We start from the raw sequence: 16,198 nt of genomic DNA, 5'->3' as shown, positions 1-16,198 counted from the left end.
TTCAGCCTCTTTGCTTAATCATTTCAGATACTCAAAAATATTTACTTCTTTTATGTGAACGTCTTAGAAAATCTTTAAAAAATGCGGTATGCGTAGCTCCCATTAAAATAAAAATTCTATCATCTTTACTAACAAGAATATTATTCATATTTGCGAACATCATTAAATTTCTGTTATAAAATTTTGATGCTTGTTCAGCACCAATTTTATAATTACTGACTGATATTGTAGTCAACAAATCTGCATTAATATTTATTAAAAAGTCTAAATATTCTGGTTGATTATTTAAATACAATTGTTCTTTTACATTCGTGTTATTTGGATTAATGTTATTTAGAAATAAATTTTCATTTACTAACGCATAGTATTTTTTCAACGTTAAAGAGTCTTGTTGATTTTTTAAGTAATTGGCTATAGAATAAAAATAATCTTGTTTGTAATCTATTCCATAAATCTTTTGCGAATTACTCAATTTACCTACTTCAAAAGCTAAGAGCTCAATTTCTGATGGATTATTAAAGTTATGTTTGGGGTTTTTTTAATAAGTATTGTATTTTTCTTTTAAAGTAGGATTAAATCTAGGCTCTTGCTCGACCAGTATAATTGTTGGTTTAAAGGCAGCAATTTGCTTGGCAATTTCATGAATTTGTTTAATATTATTTTGGTCATTTTCATCAAATTCAACTTTTCTTGCGTCTGATGTATTCCCCATATGGAAAGTACCAAGATTCAAGACTGGAATTGCATTGTCAAATTTAGTTTTAAAATTGAAGACTTGTTGTCCAAGAGAATTATTGCTGATAAAAGCAATGAAGACTATTGTAAATAAATATTTCATAATTATAAAAGGTTTAATAAAAAAGGATCAAGTAAAAAATTTGACTTGATCCTTTTAAATAGGTTTAACTTAGTAGTAATAAACTGTTTCTTTTATTACCCTTTAATACTCTTAATAAAATCAGGGATTTTTTCTAAGTAATTTTCTTCGCCTAAAAGCTTAACAAAAGCAGTTCCGACGATTGCGCCATTGGCATAAGTGGTTGCTTTTTGGAAAGTTTCTTGATTTGAAATACCAAAACCAATAATAAATGGATTTTTCAAATCCATATCTTTTATGCGTTTGAAATACGCTTCAGCTTGATCTTTTACTTCTAGATTTTTACCTGTTGTCGCATTCGACGAAAGTAAATAGATGAAGTTAGTAGACAAATCATCGATTTTGCGAATTCGTTCATCCGAAGTTTGTGGAGTTACTAAGAAAATATTGCTTATATCATTTTCTTCGAAAACTGTTTGGTACAATTCCTCATATTCGTACATCGGCAAGTCTGGAATAATCGTTCCGTTGACACCAACATCCTTACACGCTTTGCAGAAATTCTCCACACCGTATTGCAATACAGGATTTACATATCCCATCAAATAGACGGGAATGTTGACATGTTTGCGTAAATCTTTCAATTGTTCGAAAAGAACTTTTAGTGACATGCCATTTTTCAAGGCTTCTTCCGAAGCATGTTGAATGGTGGGGCCGTCCGCTACTGGGTCAGAATATGGAAAGCCGATTTCTAAAAAATCTGCACCCGCTTCTTCTAAAGCTTTGGCAATCTGTACGGTACTATCCAACGTAGGGTAGCCCGCTGTAAAATATATAGATAGTAATCCGTTTGAATGTTTATTTAGTTGCATTTTTTAAAAGCATTATGCTTTAGGCTTTAAGCAATAAGCGTATGGCTTATAGCCTATTGCCTATGGCAATATTATAAATTGAAATACTTCATATAATTATCTAAATCCTTGTCTCCACGACCTGAAAGACAAATCACCACCGTTTCATCACCTTTGAAATTCATTTTTTCCAAATGCGCTAACGCGTGCGAACTTTCAATAGCAGGAATAATACCTTCCCACTTCGTTAGACGTAATCCAGCTTGCATCGCTTCGTCGTCAGTAGCCGAGACATACTCACCACGCCCTGATTTAAATAGCCAAGCATGTTGAGGACCAATTCCTGGATAATCCAAACCTGCTGAAATGGAATATGGCTCGATAACTTGCCCATCATCTGTTTGCATCAAAATTTGACGGGAACCGTGCAAAACACCTTCTTTACCCAAAGCTGTTGTCGCTGCAGATTCACCAGAATCTACACCATGACCAGCAGCTTCTACAGCTACAATTTTGACATCTTCATCATCCAAGAAATGATAGAACATACCTGCAGCATTAGAGCCGCCACCAACACAAGCCATCACGATATCAGGCGTTTCTTTGCCTGTTTTTTCTAAGAGTTGTTTTCTTGTCTCAAATGAAATAATGGATTGAAAACGCGCAACCATATCGGGATAAGGATGCGGTCCTACGACCGAACCAATTATATAATGCGTATCCACTGGATTGTTTATCCAATCGCGCAAAGCTTCGTTCGTCGCATCTTTGAGTGTTTTACTCCCCGAAGTCGCAGGAACTACCGTCGCACCCATCATCTTCATACGCGCAACATTTGGCGCTTGTCGCTGAATGTCGATTTCACCCATGTACACCACACATTCTAAACCTTTCAACGCACAAACTGTCGCTGTTGCTACACCGTGTTGTCCAGCTCCAGTTTCAGCGATAATACGTTTTTTACCTAGGCGTTGTGCTAACAAAATCTGTCCAATGGTATTGTTGATTTTGTGTGCGCCAGTATGGTTCAAATCTTCTCTTTTCAAGAAGATATTTGCTCCATACAGTTCCGACAAACGTTTCGCGTGATACAAAGGCGAAGGTCTGCCGACATAGTCTTTTAGTAATTGCTCAAACTCTTCTTTGAATGAAGGGTCATTCATGATTTGCAAATATTGATTTTGCAATTCCTCCACATTGGGATACAACATTTCGGGGATGTAAGCCCCACCAAATGGACCGTAATATCCTTTGCTATCTACTTGATATTTACTCATTTTATAATAGAGATTGCTTGTGTTAATGATTGTATATTTTTTAATGCAGGTTCGATTTCAAATTTAGAATTTAAATCCAAACCATATAATCTGTTGTCTTCAAAACTTGCAGCATCTTCGATATTTTCTAACGAAATACCACCACTTAACCAATAAGGCGTTTGGTAAGGATAGTCTTGTAATTTCTCCCAATTAAATGTTTGACCTGTTCCACCATATTGTTTGCTCTTCGTGTCAAAAAGGAAATAATCAACTTTGCCGTCGTAAGGGGCGATACTTTCCCAATCAAATTCCTCATCAATCCCAAAAGCCTTGAATGTTTCAATACCTAGATCTTTTATTTCTTGACAGAATTCTGGAGATTCATCACCATGAAGTTGAACAACTTGTAAGTCAAATTCTTGGATTTTTGTTTGTATTTCCTCTTTTGAAGAATTGACAAATACACCAACTTTTTTGATAGAAGAGGGGATACTAACGTCAGGTTTTCCCGAAACAAATCTTGCAGACTTAGCATAAAATATAAAGCCAATATAATCTACAGGCAAGGTCATAAGTTGACGGATATTATCCGCATCTCTCATTCCACAAACCTTTATTTTTAATTCTTTATTACGATTACGCATTTGTCAATTTCTTCAAACTATCTAAGGCTTTTAACCCTAATAAAGATTCTTCCGCCTCGTAATAACAATCACCAAATGTTTTTTCTGGATGGAACGTCTTAATCGCAAAAGCTGCATTTGTCAAGACCACATTATTTTGAACCGTATTTCCTTTACCTTCTATAATTTCTCTAAAAATTTTCGCTGCTTCTTCCACATTATCTCCTCCAGCTAAATCTTCTGCTTTCACAGCTTCAAAACCAAATTCTTCTACCGAATAATAGCTTTCCCCTTGATTGTTGATGACTTTAAAGTCTCCTGTTAAAGAGATTTCATCATAACCATCCAAAGCATGGATAATACTATATTGCTTTTCAGTATTTTGATACAAATAACCATATAGACGTGCCAGCTCTAAAGAAAAAACCCCAACAGACTGAAATTTAGGATTTGCTGGATTAGTCAAAGGTCCCAACATATTGAAGAAGGTTTTTACACCTAATGCTCGACGAATTGGTGCTACAGTTTTCATTGCAGGGTGGAATAGGGGAGCATGTAAAAAACAGATATTGGATTCGTCCAACTGCTTTTGTAAGACGTCTTTGTCATTGGTAAATTGATAACCTAAATATTCCATCACATTCGATGAACCACACCCCGAAGAAACACCAACGTTACCATGTTTGGCTACTTTATAACCGGCACCAGCCACTACGAAAGATGCTAAAGTCGAAATATTAAAAGTGTTTTTTCCGTCGCCACCTGTACCGCACATGTCAATCAAGTCATAACCTTGAAAATCCATCTTAAGACATAAATCATACATGGCATCGCGAAATCCACCCAATTCTTCTACACGAATACTACGCATACCATATGCTGTCATAAATGCGGCAATCTGATGTGTGTCGTATTTTCCAGTCGCAATATTCGTTAGAATCTCATATGCTTCTTTACGTGAGAAAGATTTGTATTCAAATAAATGCCTTAATATTTCTTTCATTTTGTTTTAATGTAATATGCGTTTTCTAAGTTCAGATTTTAGGTTATTGCCAAATAAAAAGGCTCACCATGTTGGCAAGCCTATTATATTTTGAATGTATACAAATTTATGCAATAGGGGATTGCCACAACTTTAACTGTTGTGCCACCACCATGCGTTATTTGTTACAAATTGATTCATTTTTAAATTGTTGAAAGCAAATCTATATTATCTTTTTAAGAATGTCAAGTGATTTTTGAAAAAAAATAAAGAATTATAAAAGTCATTTATAATGATCATAAAATTTATTTTTAAGTATCTCCTGTGGGTCGTATTTCTTTTTTAAGCCAAAGAATGATTCGGATTGTGGATATGCTTGATGTAATAAGCTTTTTTCATTGTGTAGTCGATAGGGAAGATAAAACGTACCTGCATTATCAATAGCAATCTTTGAAAGTTTTTGCGTCATTTGTTTCATTTCCAATTCTGCCTTTTTTGTTTTAGGTTGGTTAAATAAAAAAACAAATCCAAAAACATTTTCTTGAGCGTAGCACATATAGCTTATCGTATCTTTAGCGACATCGCGGATGGTAATATTTAGCAAATCAATATGTTGATGAGGTAATACTTTTTGTATCTCTTTGATGAATGCATTAAAATTACGATTTGGTATAAAATATTCCTGAAGTATGTCTACGGTTGTAGAATCCTTATTCTCGATTAAATCAACTTGTTCATCCAACAATTGATTACGCGTAAAAACTTGATTTTTCCCAAATGAATAAGCATAATATTCTAGACTTGTTCGTAGCTGTTTGCCATAATTACTTTTTACAGTCCCCCTGAAAACTAATCTTTTTAATTCCGTAGGAATACTGTTGTAATTCGAATTAGGTCTTTTATCTGTTTTCGAAAAAATATTAAGTGTTGCATTCTGTAGAAAATGTTCTTTTGAAATATCTAATCTACCATACACTAATTCTGCTTTTTCATTGTTGGTGATATATTTTGAAAAATAATCCAAATATTCTTCTGCAGGAAAAGTCATTCTTGAATATTGTAGCGAAGAATTGCGTACAATTTCCAATTCAGCTTCCAAGATAATAGCAAATAATCCATAACCACCTATAATTAGTTTAAAAAGTTCTTGGTTTTCTGTTGATGAACACAAGATTACGCGTCCATCTGATGTCATAACTTTTAGAGATTTGATACTACTAGAAACTGGAGGAGAATTAGGTTGCCAGCCATGACCATTCACACTTATCGATCCACCTATACTAAAAGAACTAAAAGCCTGCATTACTTTTATGGATCGATTATATTTATCTAATTGTGATAGAGCTTCACTCCAAGTTGCTCCAGCACCTATTTTCATCGTATTGGTCATCGTGTCAATGCTAATTTTATTATAAGGGAGCATATTAATTACAATTCCATTCGGATACATCGTGTGACCTCCCATAGAAAATTTTCCACCAGCTATAGAGACTGGTAATCTTCTTTCTTTGGCTAATTTTAGTATAGATTGAAGTTGTAGAATAAACTTTTCTTCTTCTTTCTCTACATGAATGATGCTAACAATCTTTGTAAGATTTTGGCGACTAGCGTCATTGGTATAGCCATTTGGTACTGTTAGCCTATCTATATTTTCAGTCCATTTTACTTTTATAAGATGAAGAAATGGTCTTCCAATCAACAAAACGATTGCCGCAATGAATATCAATGGTATAATAACTTTTAACTTCATATACTGGTATTGTTGAATATAAAGTTAGCTTCTCAAAGTTGGTTTATTTTTGCCTTAAGGCAAAAAATTAAACTTTAGCACGAATGCGACTCAAGGTATGTTGGGTTATGCCGAGATAAGTTGCGATATGTCCTAAAGATACACGTTGTATAATTTCGGGATAGCGTTCGAGAAGTTGTAGATAACGCTCTTTGGCCGATAACATGCGTAGCGCATTAGCTTTTTCTTCGCTGCGGATATAATATTGTTCCGTAAGTATTCTTCCAATATAATTGAATTCAGGAAATTCTAGATATAGTTTTTGGAGCTTTGCAAAGCTTAATCGTAAAAGAATACAGTCATCAAGAGCTTCCAAAGCCTCGAAAGATGGTTTCTGACTGAAAAAGCTAAAGAGGGATATAGCCAATTCATTTTCAAATAGAAACCATGATGTATTATCTTTCCCCTCTTGATCAAGATAATATGAGCGAAGAGCTCCTTTATAAATAAAAAAAATGTATTTACTAGTTTCACCAATATCTAGAAGTAAATTTTTCTTCTTGATTTGAATGACATCAGAACCCTCGAAAATCTTTTCCTTTAAATTTTCAGATACAGGATGTATACTATTAAAAATGGAAATAACTTTTTCTACTACTTCATCTTTCATAATTGAAAGTAATGATAATAATGGAGATAAAACATTAGTATGTGGAAATTTTTAGGTCTTTATAAAAACAAAGAGAGAGATTTTATTATAAAATCTCTCTCTTTGTTTTTATCAGCTATTATCTATGTATAATTGGATCTAAGCTATTATCTTTATCTTCTCTAAAAATGGATAAGCTATAGGAGTTTGTAGCACTATATTTCCCTGTTAATGTTCCGCCACCTTTTTTCACATATTCCCAATATGCTGATTTGGCAAATCCATCTGATTTAGGTTCACCTAACAAAAGGACACCAGCAGCATGTGGTGATGCTATAGATGTTCCACTCATTGTAGTATATCCCCCTTTTAAATAAGTAGAAAGAATATCATAACCAGGAGCGGCATAATCTACACTACTTCCATAATTTGAGAATGTTGTCCAAAAGTCACCTGGAGCAACTGCAGAAATGGTGTAAATATTAGGATGATTCACAGCAGCAGGTGTGTACAAATCCGCATTATCATAACTATTTCCTGCAGCTATGGCTATTTTTATTCCTTTTGAAGCTACTTGCTCGGTCGCTAAGTCTGTTGCCGTATATCGAAAAGGTTCATCAGGCCCAAGGCTCATATTGACAACATCACCAACAGATCCATTAGCATATATATAGTCTAATGCACTAACAGTCCATGAAAAATCTCCTTTCCCATCTGAAGCAAGAACTTTTAACGATACAACCTTTGCTCCTGCAGCCACTCCAACTACACCTATACTATTATCTAATGCACCTATAATCCCCGCCACGTGTGTACCATGACCATTTGTGTCATCTGGATTATTGTCACCAGTGAATGATTTACTTCGCGCTACATCTACATTTAAGTCAGGATGGTCCAAATCGATACCCGAATCTACGACCCAAGCCGTCTTTCCTGCACCATTACCTGCGCCTCCTATACGCGTGATTCCCCATGGTACAGTTTGGCTTGGTTGGGTAACAACAGGAGGTTTCGGTTTTGCTAAGGCTATAAGATAATCTTGTTCGATGGATAATATCCTTGGGTCTGTGCGTAAAGCTTCCACCTCTTTTTCAGTAAGATTTTTTACATTACTTCAGAAGTACAGTTTGTCAGTAGAAGGCCCAATGCGGCTAAAAGAGGGAGATTCTTTTTCATATCTTATAGAATTAAGTTTATATAAATTTAACTTTAATTCTACTTAAAGTCAACCCTTGGTTAAGAAAATATTAATAAAAATTAAATCAAGGTGATGTGGGGGTTATTTTCTATGATTATTTTGGATATAAATCAATACAATACAAAATGAGCTTTGTTATTTCCTTTAGAAACTAATGTAAAAGAAGCAATTTTATCTTGTTCTAAGTATAAAGCAGCAACTTGGCGATTTTTATAATGCAAAAAAAATACTCGATTGCTATTTAATTCTTCTAAATCAATATCACGAACATCTTTTCGAGGCATTTGCGCATAAGGTATATATTGAATTTCTTCAATCTTTTTACTCATCAGATTAATTCGAATTTCATCCAAGCTTACTTCCAAATAGTCATATAATTCATCATTCGGATTCTCCACCATAATATATTTACTCAAAATTACATCTGTGCGAATTTTATCATTCGACAAATCTTGAATGAAATTTTTGATAATTTCTAAATCAGATTTCTTCTCCTGAATGGAATCTTGTGCAAAAATTGATAATGTCTGAAAGAAGAAAAGAAAGGATAAAAGTATACGCATAGTATTAATTTTTGTGATTTGACTGAAGGAAGAGTGAAAAGATTAATTAGGCCGACTAATTTGAAAAAGGTAAACTATAGCGTAAATTCAATAAGAAAGCGTGTTTGGTTTCATTGGCCTCATTCAATCTTGTTTTCAATACCCCTTCTGATTTGCTATATAAATAGTCTTTGCCATTTGAAATATTGAAATGATTCAAATCATAACTTATTCCAACATTTACATTAGAATTTATTGCATAGGATAGACCGAGCAATGTGCTGATTTTCTTTCCATTACCTTTATGCTCATAGCTAATTGGTTTTTCAAAGTCCTCAATTAAGTTCCAATGCCCATACGCATAATACCTCGACAGATAACCTTCCGCTGCTATCTGAGTAGACCAGCGACTGCTTAATTTATAGTCTAAGGCAATCCCAAGACCATAATTTGGAAATTTATACTTGTAATAAGAATTAAGACCTGGGATATAATTACGGTCATTACTGCGCCAATCTCTATCATTTAAAAGATAAAGGCTTCTATTGGTATAATCAAAACTAAGGTAGGTAACTAGAGATAGATTTTCGTTCCTGCTTACATCATATCCTGGCTGAATTTTTATAGAATATCCAGATCCTTTATGATTACTTAAATACAATTCTGTAAAAGGAAGCGTTCTGTTATCTCCATCATAATCAAAATCTGTTACATTACCCGACAGTGTTTTATTGAATAAAAAATCTGTTTTGAATGATATTTTCTTGCGGGATAATTTTAAGGCTACGCCATATTCTACAGCATTTGTTGGGTCCCAGATTAGCTCGGAATATATATTTGGATTTCTACCCATTTCATTTCCTGCAATATTAAAGGATGATTTGGAGATAGAATAACCGACTTGGGGTTCAATAGAAAAAGTGGTCTTATCGGTCTTATCATAGGGTTGTACATTCTGAGCTGAGCTCATATTTACCCAGAATATTAATAAGCCAATAAGAATTGATTTTTGCATACCTTTTATTTTCTATAGAGACAAAGGTAAACGAAAATCGTTTAACATAAAATACGAATAAAGAAAGGCTTAGGCTAAAAAAATAAAAATCGCACTTCATTGGAGTGCGATTTTTATTCTAGATTAATACTCGTCTTCATTAAAAAAGAAATCATCTTTTGTTGGATAATCTGGCCAAATCTCTTCGATGTTTTCGTAAGGCTCACCATCATCTTCCAATGCTTGAAGATTTTCTATTACTTCTACAGGAGCACCAGAACGAATTGCATAATCGATTAATTCATCTTTTGTTGCAGGCCATGGTGCATCTTCTAAATGTGATGCTAATTCTAATGTCCAATACATAGTCTTACAATTTTTAATTTCACTTTTCGCAAAAATAATATAATATTTAATAAAAGCAAGTTTAATAGCAGCGAAATTACAATATTCTGTTTAGGCTATTTTCTTACTGAATTATATGCTGTTACTTTGCAGCCAATGGGTGCGCATTTTGTCATATACGTAGCGTTGTAATTCATCAAACTCTTCTTGTGTAAGAGTTTCGGTATCAATAGGTTTAAGGATTTTAATATGCACCACCCCTGGTCTTGAACCGTATTTCATTCCATCATCCCATAATACCCGCCAAACATCTTTAATTACAACCGGAAGAATCTTCACTTTATTGTCAATAGCCAATCGAAAAGAACCTGATTTAAATTCATGCATTCTAGGAGGATATTCGTCGTCAATCTTTCCTTCAGGAAATATAACTAGAGATTTACCCTCTTTCAATGTCTTATCCGCTTTCTTGTATGCTTTGAATGAAGATATTTTACTTTTTCGATCTACAGCGATATCGATGCTCCGAAAAAATATTCCAGTAACAGGATTTTTCAAGAGTTCTACTTTGCCCATAAATGAAAAAGGTTGCGGACAAAGGTAAGTTAGTGCTGTAATATCTAGAATGGAGGTGTGGTTGGGACAAATTACATAAGGTACCCTCCAATCCATATTTTCTTCATCTTCATATTCCACTTGAAATCGAATACCAACTACTGTTGTTGCTAATAAACTAATCCATTTACGGCAGAATACGATATGATTGAAATATTTCTTTGGATCTTTGGTGAAAAAATAGAGGAAAGGATAAAAAGGGATAAAAAATAGGAGAACGGCACCTAAATAAAGAAAGGTATGTATTTTTCTTAAAATCCTTATCATAAGTTAATATAATTTCAAGTTTAGATTAATATTAACGAATATATAGAAAAATAATAGGTCTAGAAATTTTCTAGACCTATTAATATTATCAATATAAAGTGTTGACTATTTACTTAATTCCGCGTAGTATTTGTGGAATAAAGGAATAGTTTCAATTCCTTTTAAGTAATTTTCAATACCGTATTTCTCATTTGGAGAGTGTAAATTATCGCTATCCAAACCAAAACCTAATAATACAGTTTTAATCCCTAATTCTTGCTCGAATAATGCTACGATTGGAATAGAACCACCGCCACGCGTAGGAATAGGTTTTTTGTTGAAAGTCTCTTCTAATGCTTTTTCTGCAGCTTTGTACGCGATACTATCTGTAGGTGTTACAACAGGTTCACCACCATGATGCGGTTTTACTTCTACTTTTACAGATTTTGGAGCGATAGCTTCAAAGTGAGTTTTGAAAAGTTGAGTAATACGCTCAGAATTTTGGTTAGGAACCAAACGCATTGAGATTTTAGCGTAAGCTTTAGAAGGTAATACAGTTTTAGCACCTTCACCAATATATCCACCCCAAATACCGTTTACTTCCAAAGTAGGACGGATGCCTGTACGTTCGATAGAAGTATAACCTTCTTCGCCCCATACATCTTCTACACCTAAGTCTGTTTTGTATTCTTCAATATCGAAAGGCGCTTCGTTTAATGCTTTTCTTTCTTCTGGAGTCAATTCCACTACATCATCATAGAATCCTGGGATAGTGATGTGGTTGTTTTCGTCGTGAAGAGAAGCAATCATTTTTGAAAGTACAGTAGCAGGATTTGCTACAGCACCACCGTATACACCTGAGTGTAGGTCGCGGTTAGGACCAGTAACTTCTACTTCTACGTATGAAAGACCACGAAGACCAGTTTCTAAAGAAGGATTTTCCAAGCTAATCATTGAAGTGTCCGAAATCACGATTACATCAGCTTTCAAACGCTCTTTGTTCGCTGCGACGAAGATACCTAAGTTAGCTGAACCAACTTCTTCTTCACCTTCAATCATGAATTTCACGTTACAAGCTAATTGGTTTTCACGAACCATATATTCGAAAGCTTTCACGTGCATGTAGAATTGACCTTTGTCATCCGCAGCACCACGTGCATAGATTTTACCATCACGTACAGTAGGCTCGAATGGAGGTGTATGCCACAATTCTAAAGGATCAGCAGGTTGTACGTCATAGTGACCATACACTAATACTGTTGGTAAAGAAGCATCAAAAATTTTCTCACCATATACAATAGGGTAGCCTGCAGTAGGGCAGATTTCTACATTATCCGCTCCAGCATCTTTTAATTTTTGAGCTACAAATTCTGCAGTATTTAGTACGCCTTCTTTATATTGAGGATCAGCACTTACTGATGGAAAGCGCAATAATTCAAATAATTCTTCTAAGAAACGATCTTTGTTCGCTTCTACATATTCTTTGATGTTTTGCATTTGAAAAATGTTTTTACAAAAGTAGGGAATATTTGTGTAATAATCTTTTGTTCGATGTGACTAAAAGCTGGAAGTTAAAATTCTCTGTTAATTAATGTAACGATTCTATAGTCTTACCGGCAAAAATGGCGGTTTTACCGACAATAATATTCTACTTACAATTTTTGACTCAAAAAGTACAAATAATAGTGTTTTATTTGTAACTAAAATGCAAAAACTCCAATTCTAATAAACAATTTATTTTAACACATACATATGAAGGGTACTTTACTATTACTGTTAGCTATGTTGGGTTTTATGGCCAATAGTTCCGCTCAGACCAAAATCTCTGGACGGGTATTGGATATTTCCGATAAGCTTAAATTAAAAAATGCTTCAATCATGCTTTTGCGTGCACAAGATTCTTTGCTTGTGGATTATACAAGAGCTGATGAAAATGGTTATTTCGAATTTCCAAAACCTACAAATGGAGATCATTTGATTGTCGTTTCTTATCCTAAATACGCTGATTTTTTTGAAGAAGTTAAAGCGGCTGACACAAAAACTGATTTGGGTGAAATTTTATTATCCAGTGTGGCGCATTTGATAGAGGAAGTGGTCGTTAAAAGACGAGCAGCTATAACTATCAAAGGTGATACTACAGAATATGATGCTTCGCAATTTACAGTGGAAAAGAATGCTAAGGTAGAAGATCTTTTGAAAGTTCTTCCGGGTATTACTGTGGATGCTGCGGGCAATATTACAGCTCAAGGAAAAACTGTGAAAAAAGTATTGGTCGACGGGGAAGAATTCTTTGGTGATGATCCAACATTAGTAACTCGTAATCTACGATCAGATATGGTAGACAAAGTACAGGTCTATGAAAAGAAATCTGATCAGGCCGAACGTACTGGAGTAGATGATGGTGTGCGTGAGCAGACAATTAATGTGCAACTAAAAGACGATGCTAAGAATGGTATGTTTGGTAAAGCCTTAGCGGGTGGTGGTACAGATGATTACTATATGGGCCAATTGATGTTAAATATGTTCAAAGGTTCTAAAAAGCTTTCTGCTTATGGATTATTTGGCAATAATGGAACCACATCCATGAATTGGCAGGATGCACAGAAGTATGGAATTGATATGGATGCTTCATACGAAGGTGGTGTCATGGTCGTAAATGATCCTTTCTCTGGTCAAGGTGTCATTGGTATTCCTCGTGTAATAAATTCAGGTATAAATTTCAATGATCGTTGGAAAAAAGATAAATATCAATTGAATTTGAGCTACAAGTATGGTAAGTTGCAAGCTGATGGTAATGAAGAAACTATTATGTCAGGTGTGATCAATAGTACAACCAATAAACTTGTAGATACAGATAATGATCAACATCGTCTTAATTTTAGATTGGACACGAAGATAGATTCTTTAAATCAACTTTTAATTGCGGCAAATGCTTCTAAAAAATTATTGTGGAGCAGAGAAAATATTGAGTCTCAAAACTCAGGAAGTGATTTATCTCCATTGTCAAGCAATGTAAGTGATGAAGAGAAAGATCATAAAGTGGATAATATGGGAATTTCGGCTTTGTATACAAAGAAGTTTACTAAAGCAGGAAGATCTTTATCCTTAAATTTTGGAACAAGCAATGAGCAAACTACAGGCTACGGTTTCTTGTACTCTACATTAGACAATAAGTTAAATAACACAAAAGATACTACTGATCAATATAAAAATACCGATCAGCGAATCACGTCATTTCAAGGTGGAATAACGTATTCAGAGCCTTTATCCAAAGTATTGAATATTTCTGTAGGGTATGATTTAACACGTGTAGCAAATGAGTCTTTGATTGAGTCATTTAATAAGGGAATTTCGAACCAATACAATGAGTTGGATGAAGAATTCAGTAGTAACTACGATTACAACAGATTTAGTAATAATTACAAATTAGCTTTCATCTTCAATAAAGATAAGTTTACGGCTAATTTGACGAATAATTTTAATGACGATCATTTAAAACAAGTAAATAATTATTCGAATAATTCTTTAGAAAGAAATTTCTTCACGTATAATCCAAGTTTGGTTACACAATGGAAAATTTCTACTTCGAAAAATTTGCGTATTTCGTATAATGGAAAGAATCAATTGCCTTCATTAAACCAGATTCAACCTATTCTGAATAACTCAGACCGATTGAATCAATACATAGGAAATGAGAATTTAAATCCATCATTTTCTAATACCATTGAAGGTTTCTTCCATAGTTTTAACATTTTGTCAAATCAATTCAAATATATTGGTGGTACATTTAATTTGATAAAAGATCCTATCGTACAAAATATCACAACAGAAGATGGTGTAAACTATTACCGATGGGATAATATCAATGGAAAGAATAATTTGAATTTAAGTGCTTATGCAGGATATCATTTCAGATTGCACAAAGACTTAGTATTGGATAATTCTATTTCGCCGGTATTTTCTATCTCACGTAATCACAACTTCGTCGATGGAGATGCAAATGAAGTAAATTCACAAACATACTCCTTGGCATACGAGATCAAAAGAGAGACAAAAACAGGATTTAACTTCTCGACAAGATTCACACCACAATATCGTCAAATGACATCGAATCTAAGTCCTGAGCAAGACAATAATGGTTTTGTATTTACCTCTGGAGGTAGCTTTGAATATTTCTTCTCAAAAACATTCAAAATATATACAAACTATGATTACTCGTACGAGGCACCAACAGCAGCATTTGACCAAAAAATCGAACGCTTCTTAATTCACCCAGGTGTAAGTAAAAAATTCCTGAAAAATGAATCACTAGTCTTAGATTTTATGATTAATGATGTGTTGAATCAGAATATTGGCTATTCACGTATGCAGACGAATTCAATCTTTATGCAAAGAAGATTTGATACTATTCAACGTTACTACATGTTGAAGTTGTCTTGGGATTTTACCAAGATGTTTATTAAATAATTAAAAAGACAAATATGAAATATTTATATATTCTAGCGTTATTAGTATTGGGTACTGGCTTTACAGCTAAGGCGCAGTATGCCATGTTTGCGGAAGAAGGTACTGTCTATTATGATAAGACAATGTATACAAAAAATATTCTTCGCAAACAATTTATAGAGAAGGCTGACGAAGCACAAAAGAATCAGATGAGTGCAATGTTGCCTAGAGTTCCTGAGAATATAGTGTTGAAAAAGTCGCTAAAATTCAAAGGAAATGAAACTTTGTTTGAATCTCAAAAGCAGGATTTAGATCCAATGATGAAGCAGATAATCATGATGTTGGCCTTAGATTTTGAGGCGACTACTTATTCTAATTTGGCAAATAATGAGTATAAAAGATACAATGATTTGATTGGTCAAAAGGTTATTATTCAAGATACTTTGAAAAAAGTGAAATGGACGATTACGGATGAATATCGTGAAATAGCAGGCTACAACTGTAGACGCGCGAATGGTATCACCGAGGATTCTACGTATGTAATTGGCTTTTATGCGAATGAAATTCCTATTGATGGTGGTCCGGAATCTATTAATGGATTACCTGGATTGATATTAGGATTAGTAGTTCCAAGTCAACACGTTTCATATTTTGCTTCGAAAGTAGAGGTTAGCAATAATGTTTTATTTGATAAGAAAGCGGTGGAGAATACAAAAATCAAAACAATGAGTCGTGCGGAAATTGCCAAAATGATGAGCGATGCTTTTGGAAATTATTTAAATAAAGCAACTGTAGACTACGTAATAAAATTATCCTTGATGTAAAACAGCAAGGCATATATAGCAAAAAAGGCTCACTTTTAGGGAGGTCACTGAAAAAGTGCCCTTTTATATTGGGCA

At 34.1% G+C, this 16,198-nt stretch carries 16 protein-coding genes; 2 read left to right on the top strand and 14 right to left on the bottom strand.

The window, feature by feature from the left end; translation table 11 throughout:
* Nucleotides 1-31 precede the first annotated feature (31 nt).
* From G5B32_RS17175 to G5B32_RS15585, 14 genes are all read right to left on the bottom strand, one after another.
* Complete coding sequence (locus G5B32_RS17175) at nt 32-502, bottom strand: DUF5694 domain-containing protein (protein ID WP_317166121.1); 471 nt, start codon at nt 500-502, stop codon at nt 32-34.
* 36 nt (nt 503-538) lie between these two features.
* Nucleotides 539-838, bottom strand: coding sequence for a hypothetical protein (locus G5B32_RS17170; RefSeq protein WP_206366928.1), 300 nt, complete (start codon nt 836-838; stop codon nt 539-541).
* A 95-nt stretch (nt 839-933) separates the two neighbouring features.
* Complete coding sequence (gene trpA / locus G5B32_RS15640; RefSeq protein WP_165292434.1) at nt 934-1,689, bottom strand: tryptophan synthase subunit alpha; 756 nt, start codon at nt 1,687-1,689, stop codon at nt 934-936.
* Between the two features lie 71 nt (nt 1,690-1,760).
* A complete protein-coding gene (trpB, locus tag G5B32_RS15635; protein ID WP_165292433.1) occupies nt 1,761-2,945 on the bottom strand; it encodes a tryptophan synthase subunit beta in 1,185 nt (394 codons plus the stop codon).
* Nucleotides 2,942-3,571 (bottom strand): phosphoribosylanthranilate isomerase, encoded by a 630-nt coding sequence (locus tag G5B32_RS15630; RefSeq protein WP_165292432.1) that lies wholly within the window; start codon nt 3,569-3,571, stop codon nt 2,942-2,944. Before G5B32_RS15630 ends, trpB begins: the two co-directional genes overlap by 4 nt.
* Entirely contained in the window at nt 3,564-4,553 is a 990-nt protein-coding gene (gene trpD / locus G5B32_RS15625; protein WP_165292431.1) for an anthranilate phosphoribosyltransferase, read from the bottom strand. Before trpD ends, G5B32_RS15630 begins: the two co-directional genes overlap by 8 nt.
* Before the next feature lie 262 nt (nt 4,554-4,815).
* Nucleotides 4,816-6,282 (bottom strand): FAD-dependent oxidoreductase, encoded by a 1,467-nt coding sequence (locus G5B32_RS15620; RefSeq protein WP_165292430.1) that lies wholly within the window; start codon nt 6,280-6,282, stop codon nt 4,816-4,818.
* A 67-nt stretch (nt 6,283-6,349) separates the two neighbouring features.
* Entirely contained in the window at nt 6,350-6,931 is a 582-nt protein-coding gene (locus tag G5B32_RS15615) for a Crp/Fnr family transcriptional regulator (protein WP_165292429.1), read from the bottom strand.
* A 118-nt stretch (nt 6,932-7,049) separates the two neighbouring features.
* Nucleotides 7,050-7,997 carry a S8 family serine peptidase gene (locus G5B32_RS15610; protein ID WP_165292428.1) on the bottom strand — a complete coding sequence of 316 codons (948 nt, stop codon included), beginning with the start codon at nt 7,995-7,997 and terminating at the stop codon, nt 7,050-7,052.
* A gap of 224 nt (nt 7,998-8,221) precedes the next feature.
* Nucleotides 8,222-8,674 (bottom strand): hypothetical protein, encoded by a 453-nt coding sequence (locus G5B32_RS15605; protein WP_165292427.1) that lies wholly within the window; start codon nt 8,672-8,674, stop codon nt 8,222-8,224.
* 55 nt (nt 8,675-8,729) lie between these two features.
* The gene (locus G5B32_RS15600; protein ID WP_165292426.1) at nt 8,730-9,668 is read right to left on the bottom strand and encodes a hypothetical protein; all 939 of its coding nucleotides are present in this window, start codon (nt 9,666-9,668) and stop codon (nt 8,730-8,732) included.
* 123 nt (nt 9,669-9,791) lie between these two features.
* Nucleotides 9,792-10,013, bottom strand: a complete 222-nt coding sequence (locus G5B32_RS15595; RefSeq protein ID WP_002996718.1) for a DUF2795 domain-containing protein — start codon at nt 10,011-10,013, stop codon at nt 9,792-9,794.
* 111 nt (nt 10,014-10,124) lie between these two features.
* Entirely contained in the window at nt 10,125-10,874 is a 750-nt protein-coding gene (locus tag G5B32_RS15590; protein WP_165292425.1) for a lysophospholipid acyltransferase family protein, read from the bottom strand.
* A gap of 105 nt (nt 10,875-10,979) precedes the next feature.
* On the bottom strand, nt 10,980-12,350 hold the full coding sequence (locus G5B32_RS15585; RefSeq protein ID WP_165292424.1) for a dipeptidase: 1,371 nt from the start codon (nt 12,348-12,350) through the stop codon (nt 10,980-10,982).
* 255 nt (nt 12,351-12,605) lie between these two features.
* Here G5B32_RS15585 and G5B32_RS15580 point away from each other — a divergent pair, with 255 nt between their 5' ends.
* Both G5B32_RS15580 and G5B32_RS15575 read left to right on the top strand, forming a co-directional pair.
* Entirely contained in the window at nt 12,606-15,320 is a 2,715-nt protein-coding gene (locus tag G5B32_RS15580; protein ID WP_165292423.1) for an outer membrane beta-barrel protein, read from the top strand.
* A gap of 14 nt (nt 15,321-15,334) precedes the next feature.
* Entirely contained in the window at nt 15,335-16,123 is a 789-nt protein-coding gene (locus tag G5B32_RS15575; protein WP_165292422.1) for a GLPGLI family protein, read from the top strand.
* Nucleotides 16,124-16,198 lie beyond the last annotated feature (75 nt).

It is taken from the genome of Sphingobacterium sp. SGL-16 (genome assembly GCF_011043515.1).
Classification (GTDB): Bacteria; Bacteroidota; Bacteroidia; order Sphingobacteriales; family Sphingobacteriaceae; genus Sphingobacterium; species Sphingobacterium litopenaei.
This window is presented reverse-complemented; position numbering and strand designations above follow the sequence as displayed.

Excerpts from the sequence above, each read along its gene's own strand:
- G5B32_RS17170 (WP_206366928.1), bottom strand. The coding sequence starts at position 838 with ATGAAATATTTATTTACAATAGTCTTCATTGCTTTTATCAGCAATAAT.
- trpA (WP_165292434.1), bottom strand. The coding sequence starts at position 1,689 with ATGCAACTAAATAAACATTCAAACGGATTACTATCTATATATTTTACA.
- trpB (WP_165292433.1), bottom strand. The coding sequence starts at position 2,945 with ATGAGTAAATATCAAGTAGATAGCAAAGGATATTACGGTCCATTTGGT.
- G5B32_RS15630 (WP_165292432.1), bottom strand. The coding sequence starts at position 3,571 with ATGCGTAATCGTAATAAAGAATTAAAAATAAAGGTTTGTGGAATGAGA.
- trpD (WP_165292431.1), bottom strand. The coding sequence starts at position 4,553 with ATGAAAGAAATATTAAGGCATTTATTTGAATACAAATCTTTCTCACGT.
- G5B32_RS15620 (WP_165292430.1), bottom strand. The coding sequence starts at position 6,282 with ATGAAGTTAAAAGTTATTATACCATTGATATTCATTGCGGCAATCGTT.
- G5B32_RS15615 (WP_165292429.1), bottom strand. The coding sequence starts at position 6,931 with ATGAAAGATGAAGTAGTAGAAAAAGTTATTTCCATTTTTAATAGTATA.
- G5B32_RS15605 (WP_165292427.1), bottom strand. The coding sequence starts at position 8,674 with ATGCGTATACTTTTATCCTTTCTTTTCTTCTTTCAGACATTATCAATT.
- G5B32_RS15600 (WP_165292426.1), bottom strand. The coding sequence starts at position 9,668 with ATGCAAAAATCAATTCTTATTGGCTTATTAATATTCTGGGTAAATATG.
- G5B32_RS15595 (WP_002996718.1), bottom strand. The coding sequence starts at position 10,013 with ATGTATTGGACATTAGAATTAGCATCACATTTAGAAGATGCACCATGG.
- G5B32_RS15590 (WP_165292425.1), bottom strand. The coding sequence starts at position 10,874 with ATGATAAGGATTTTAAGAAAAATACATACCTTTCTTTATTTAGGTGCC.
- G5B32_RS15585 (WP_165292424.1), bottom strand. The coding sequence starts at position 12,350 with ATGCAAAACATCAAAGAATATGTAGAAGCGAACAAAGATCGTTTCTTA.
- G5B32_RS15580 (WP_165292423.1), top strand. The coding sequence starts at position 12,606 with ATGAAGGGTACTTTACTATTACTGTTAGCTATGTTGGGTTTTATGGCC.
- G5B32_RS15575 (WP_165292422.1), top strand. The coding sequence starts at position 15,335 with ATGAAATATTTATATATTCTAGCGTTATTAGTATTGGGTACTGGCTTT.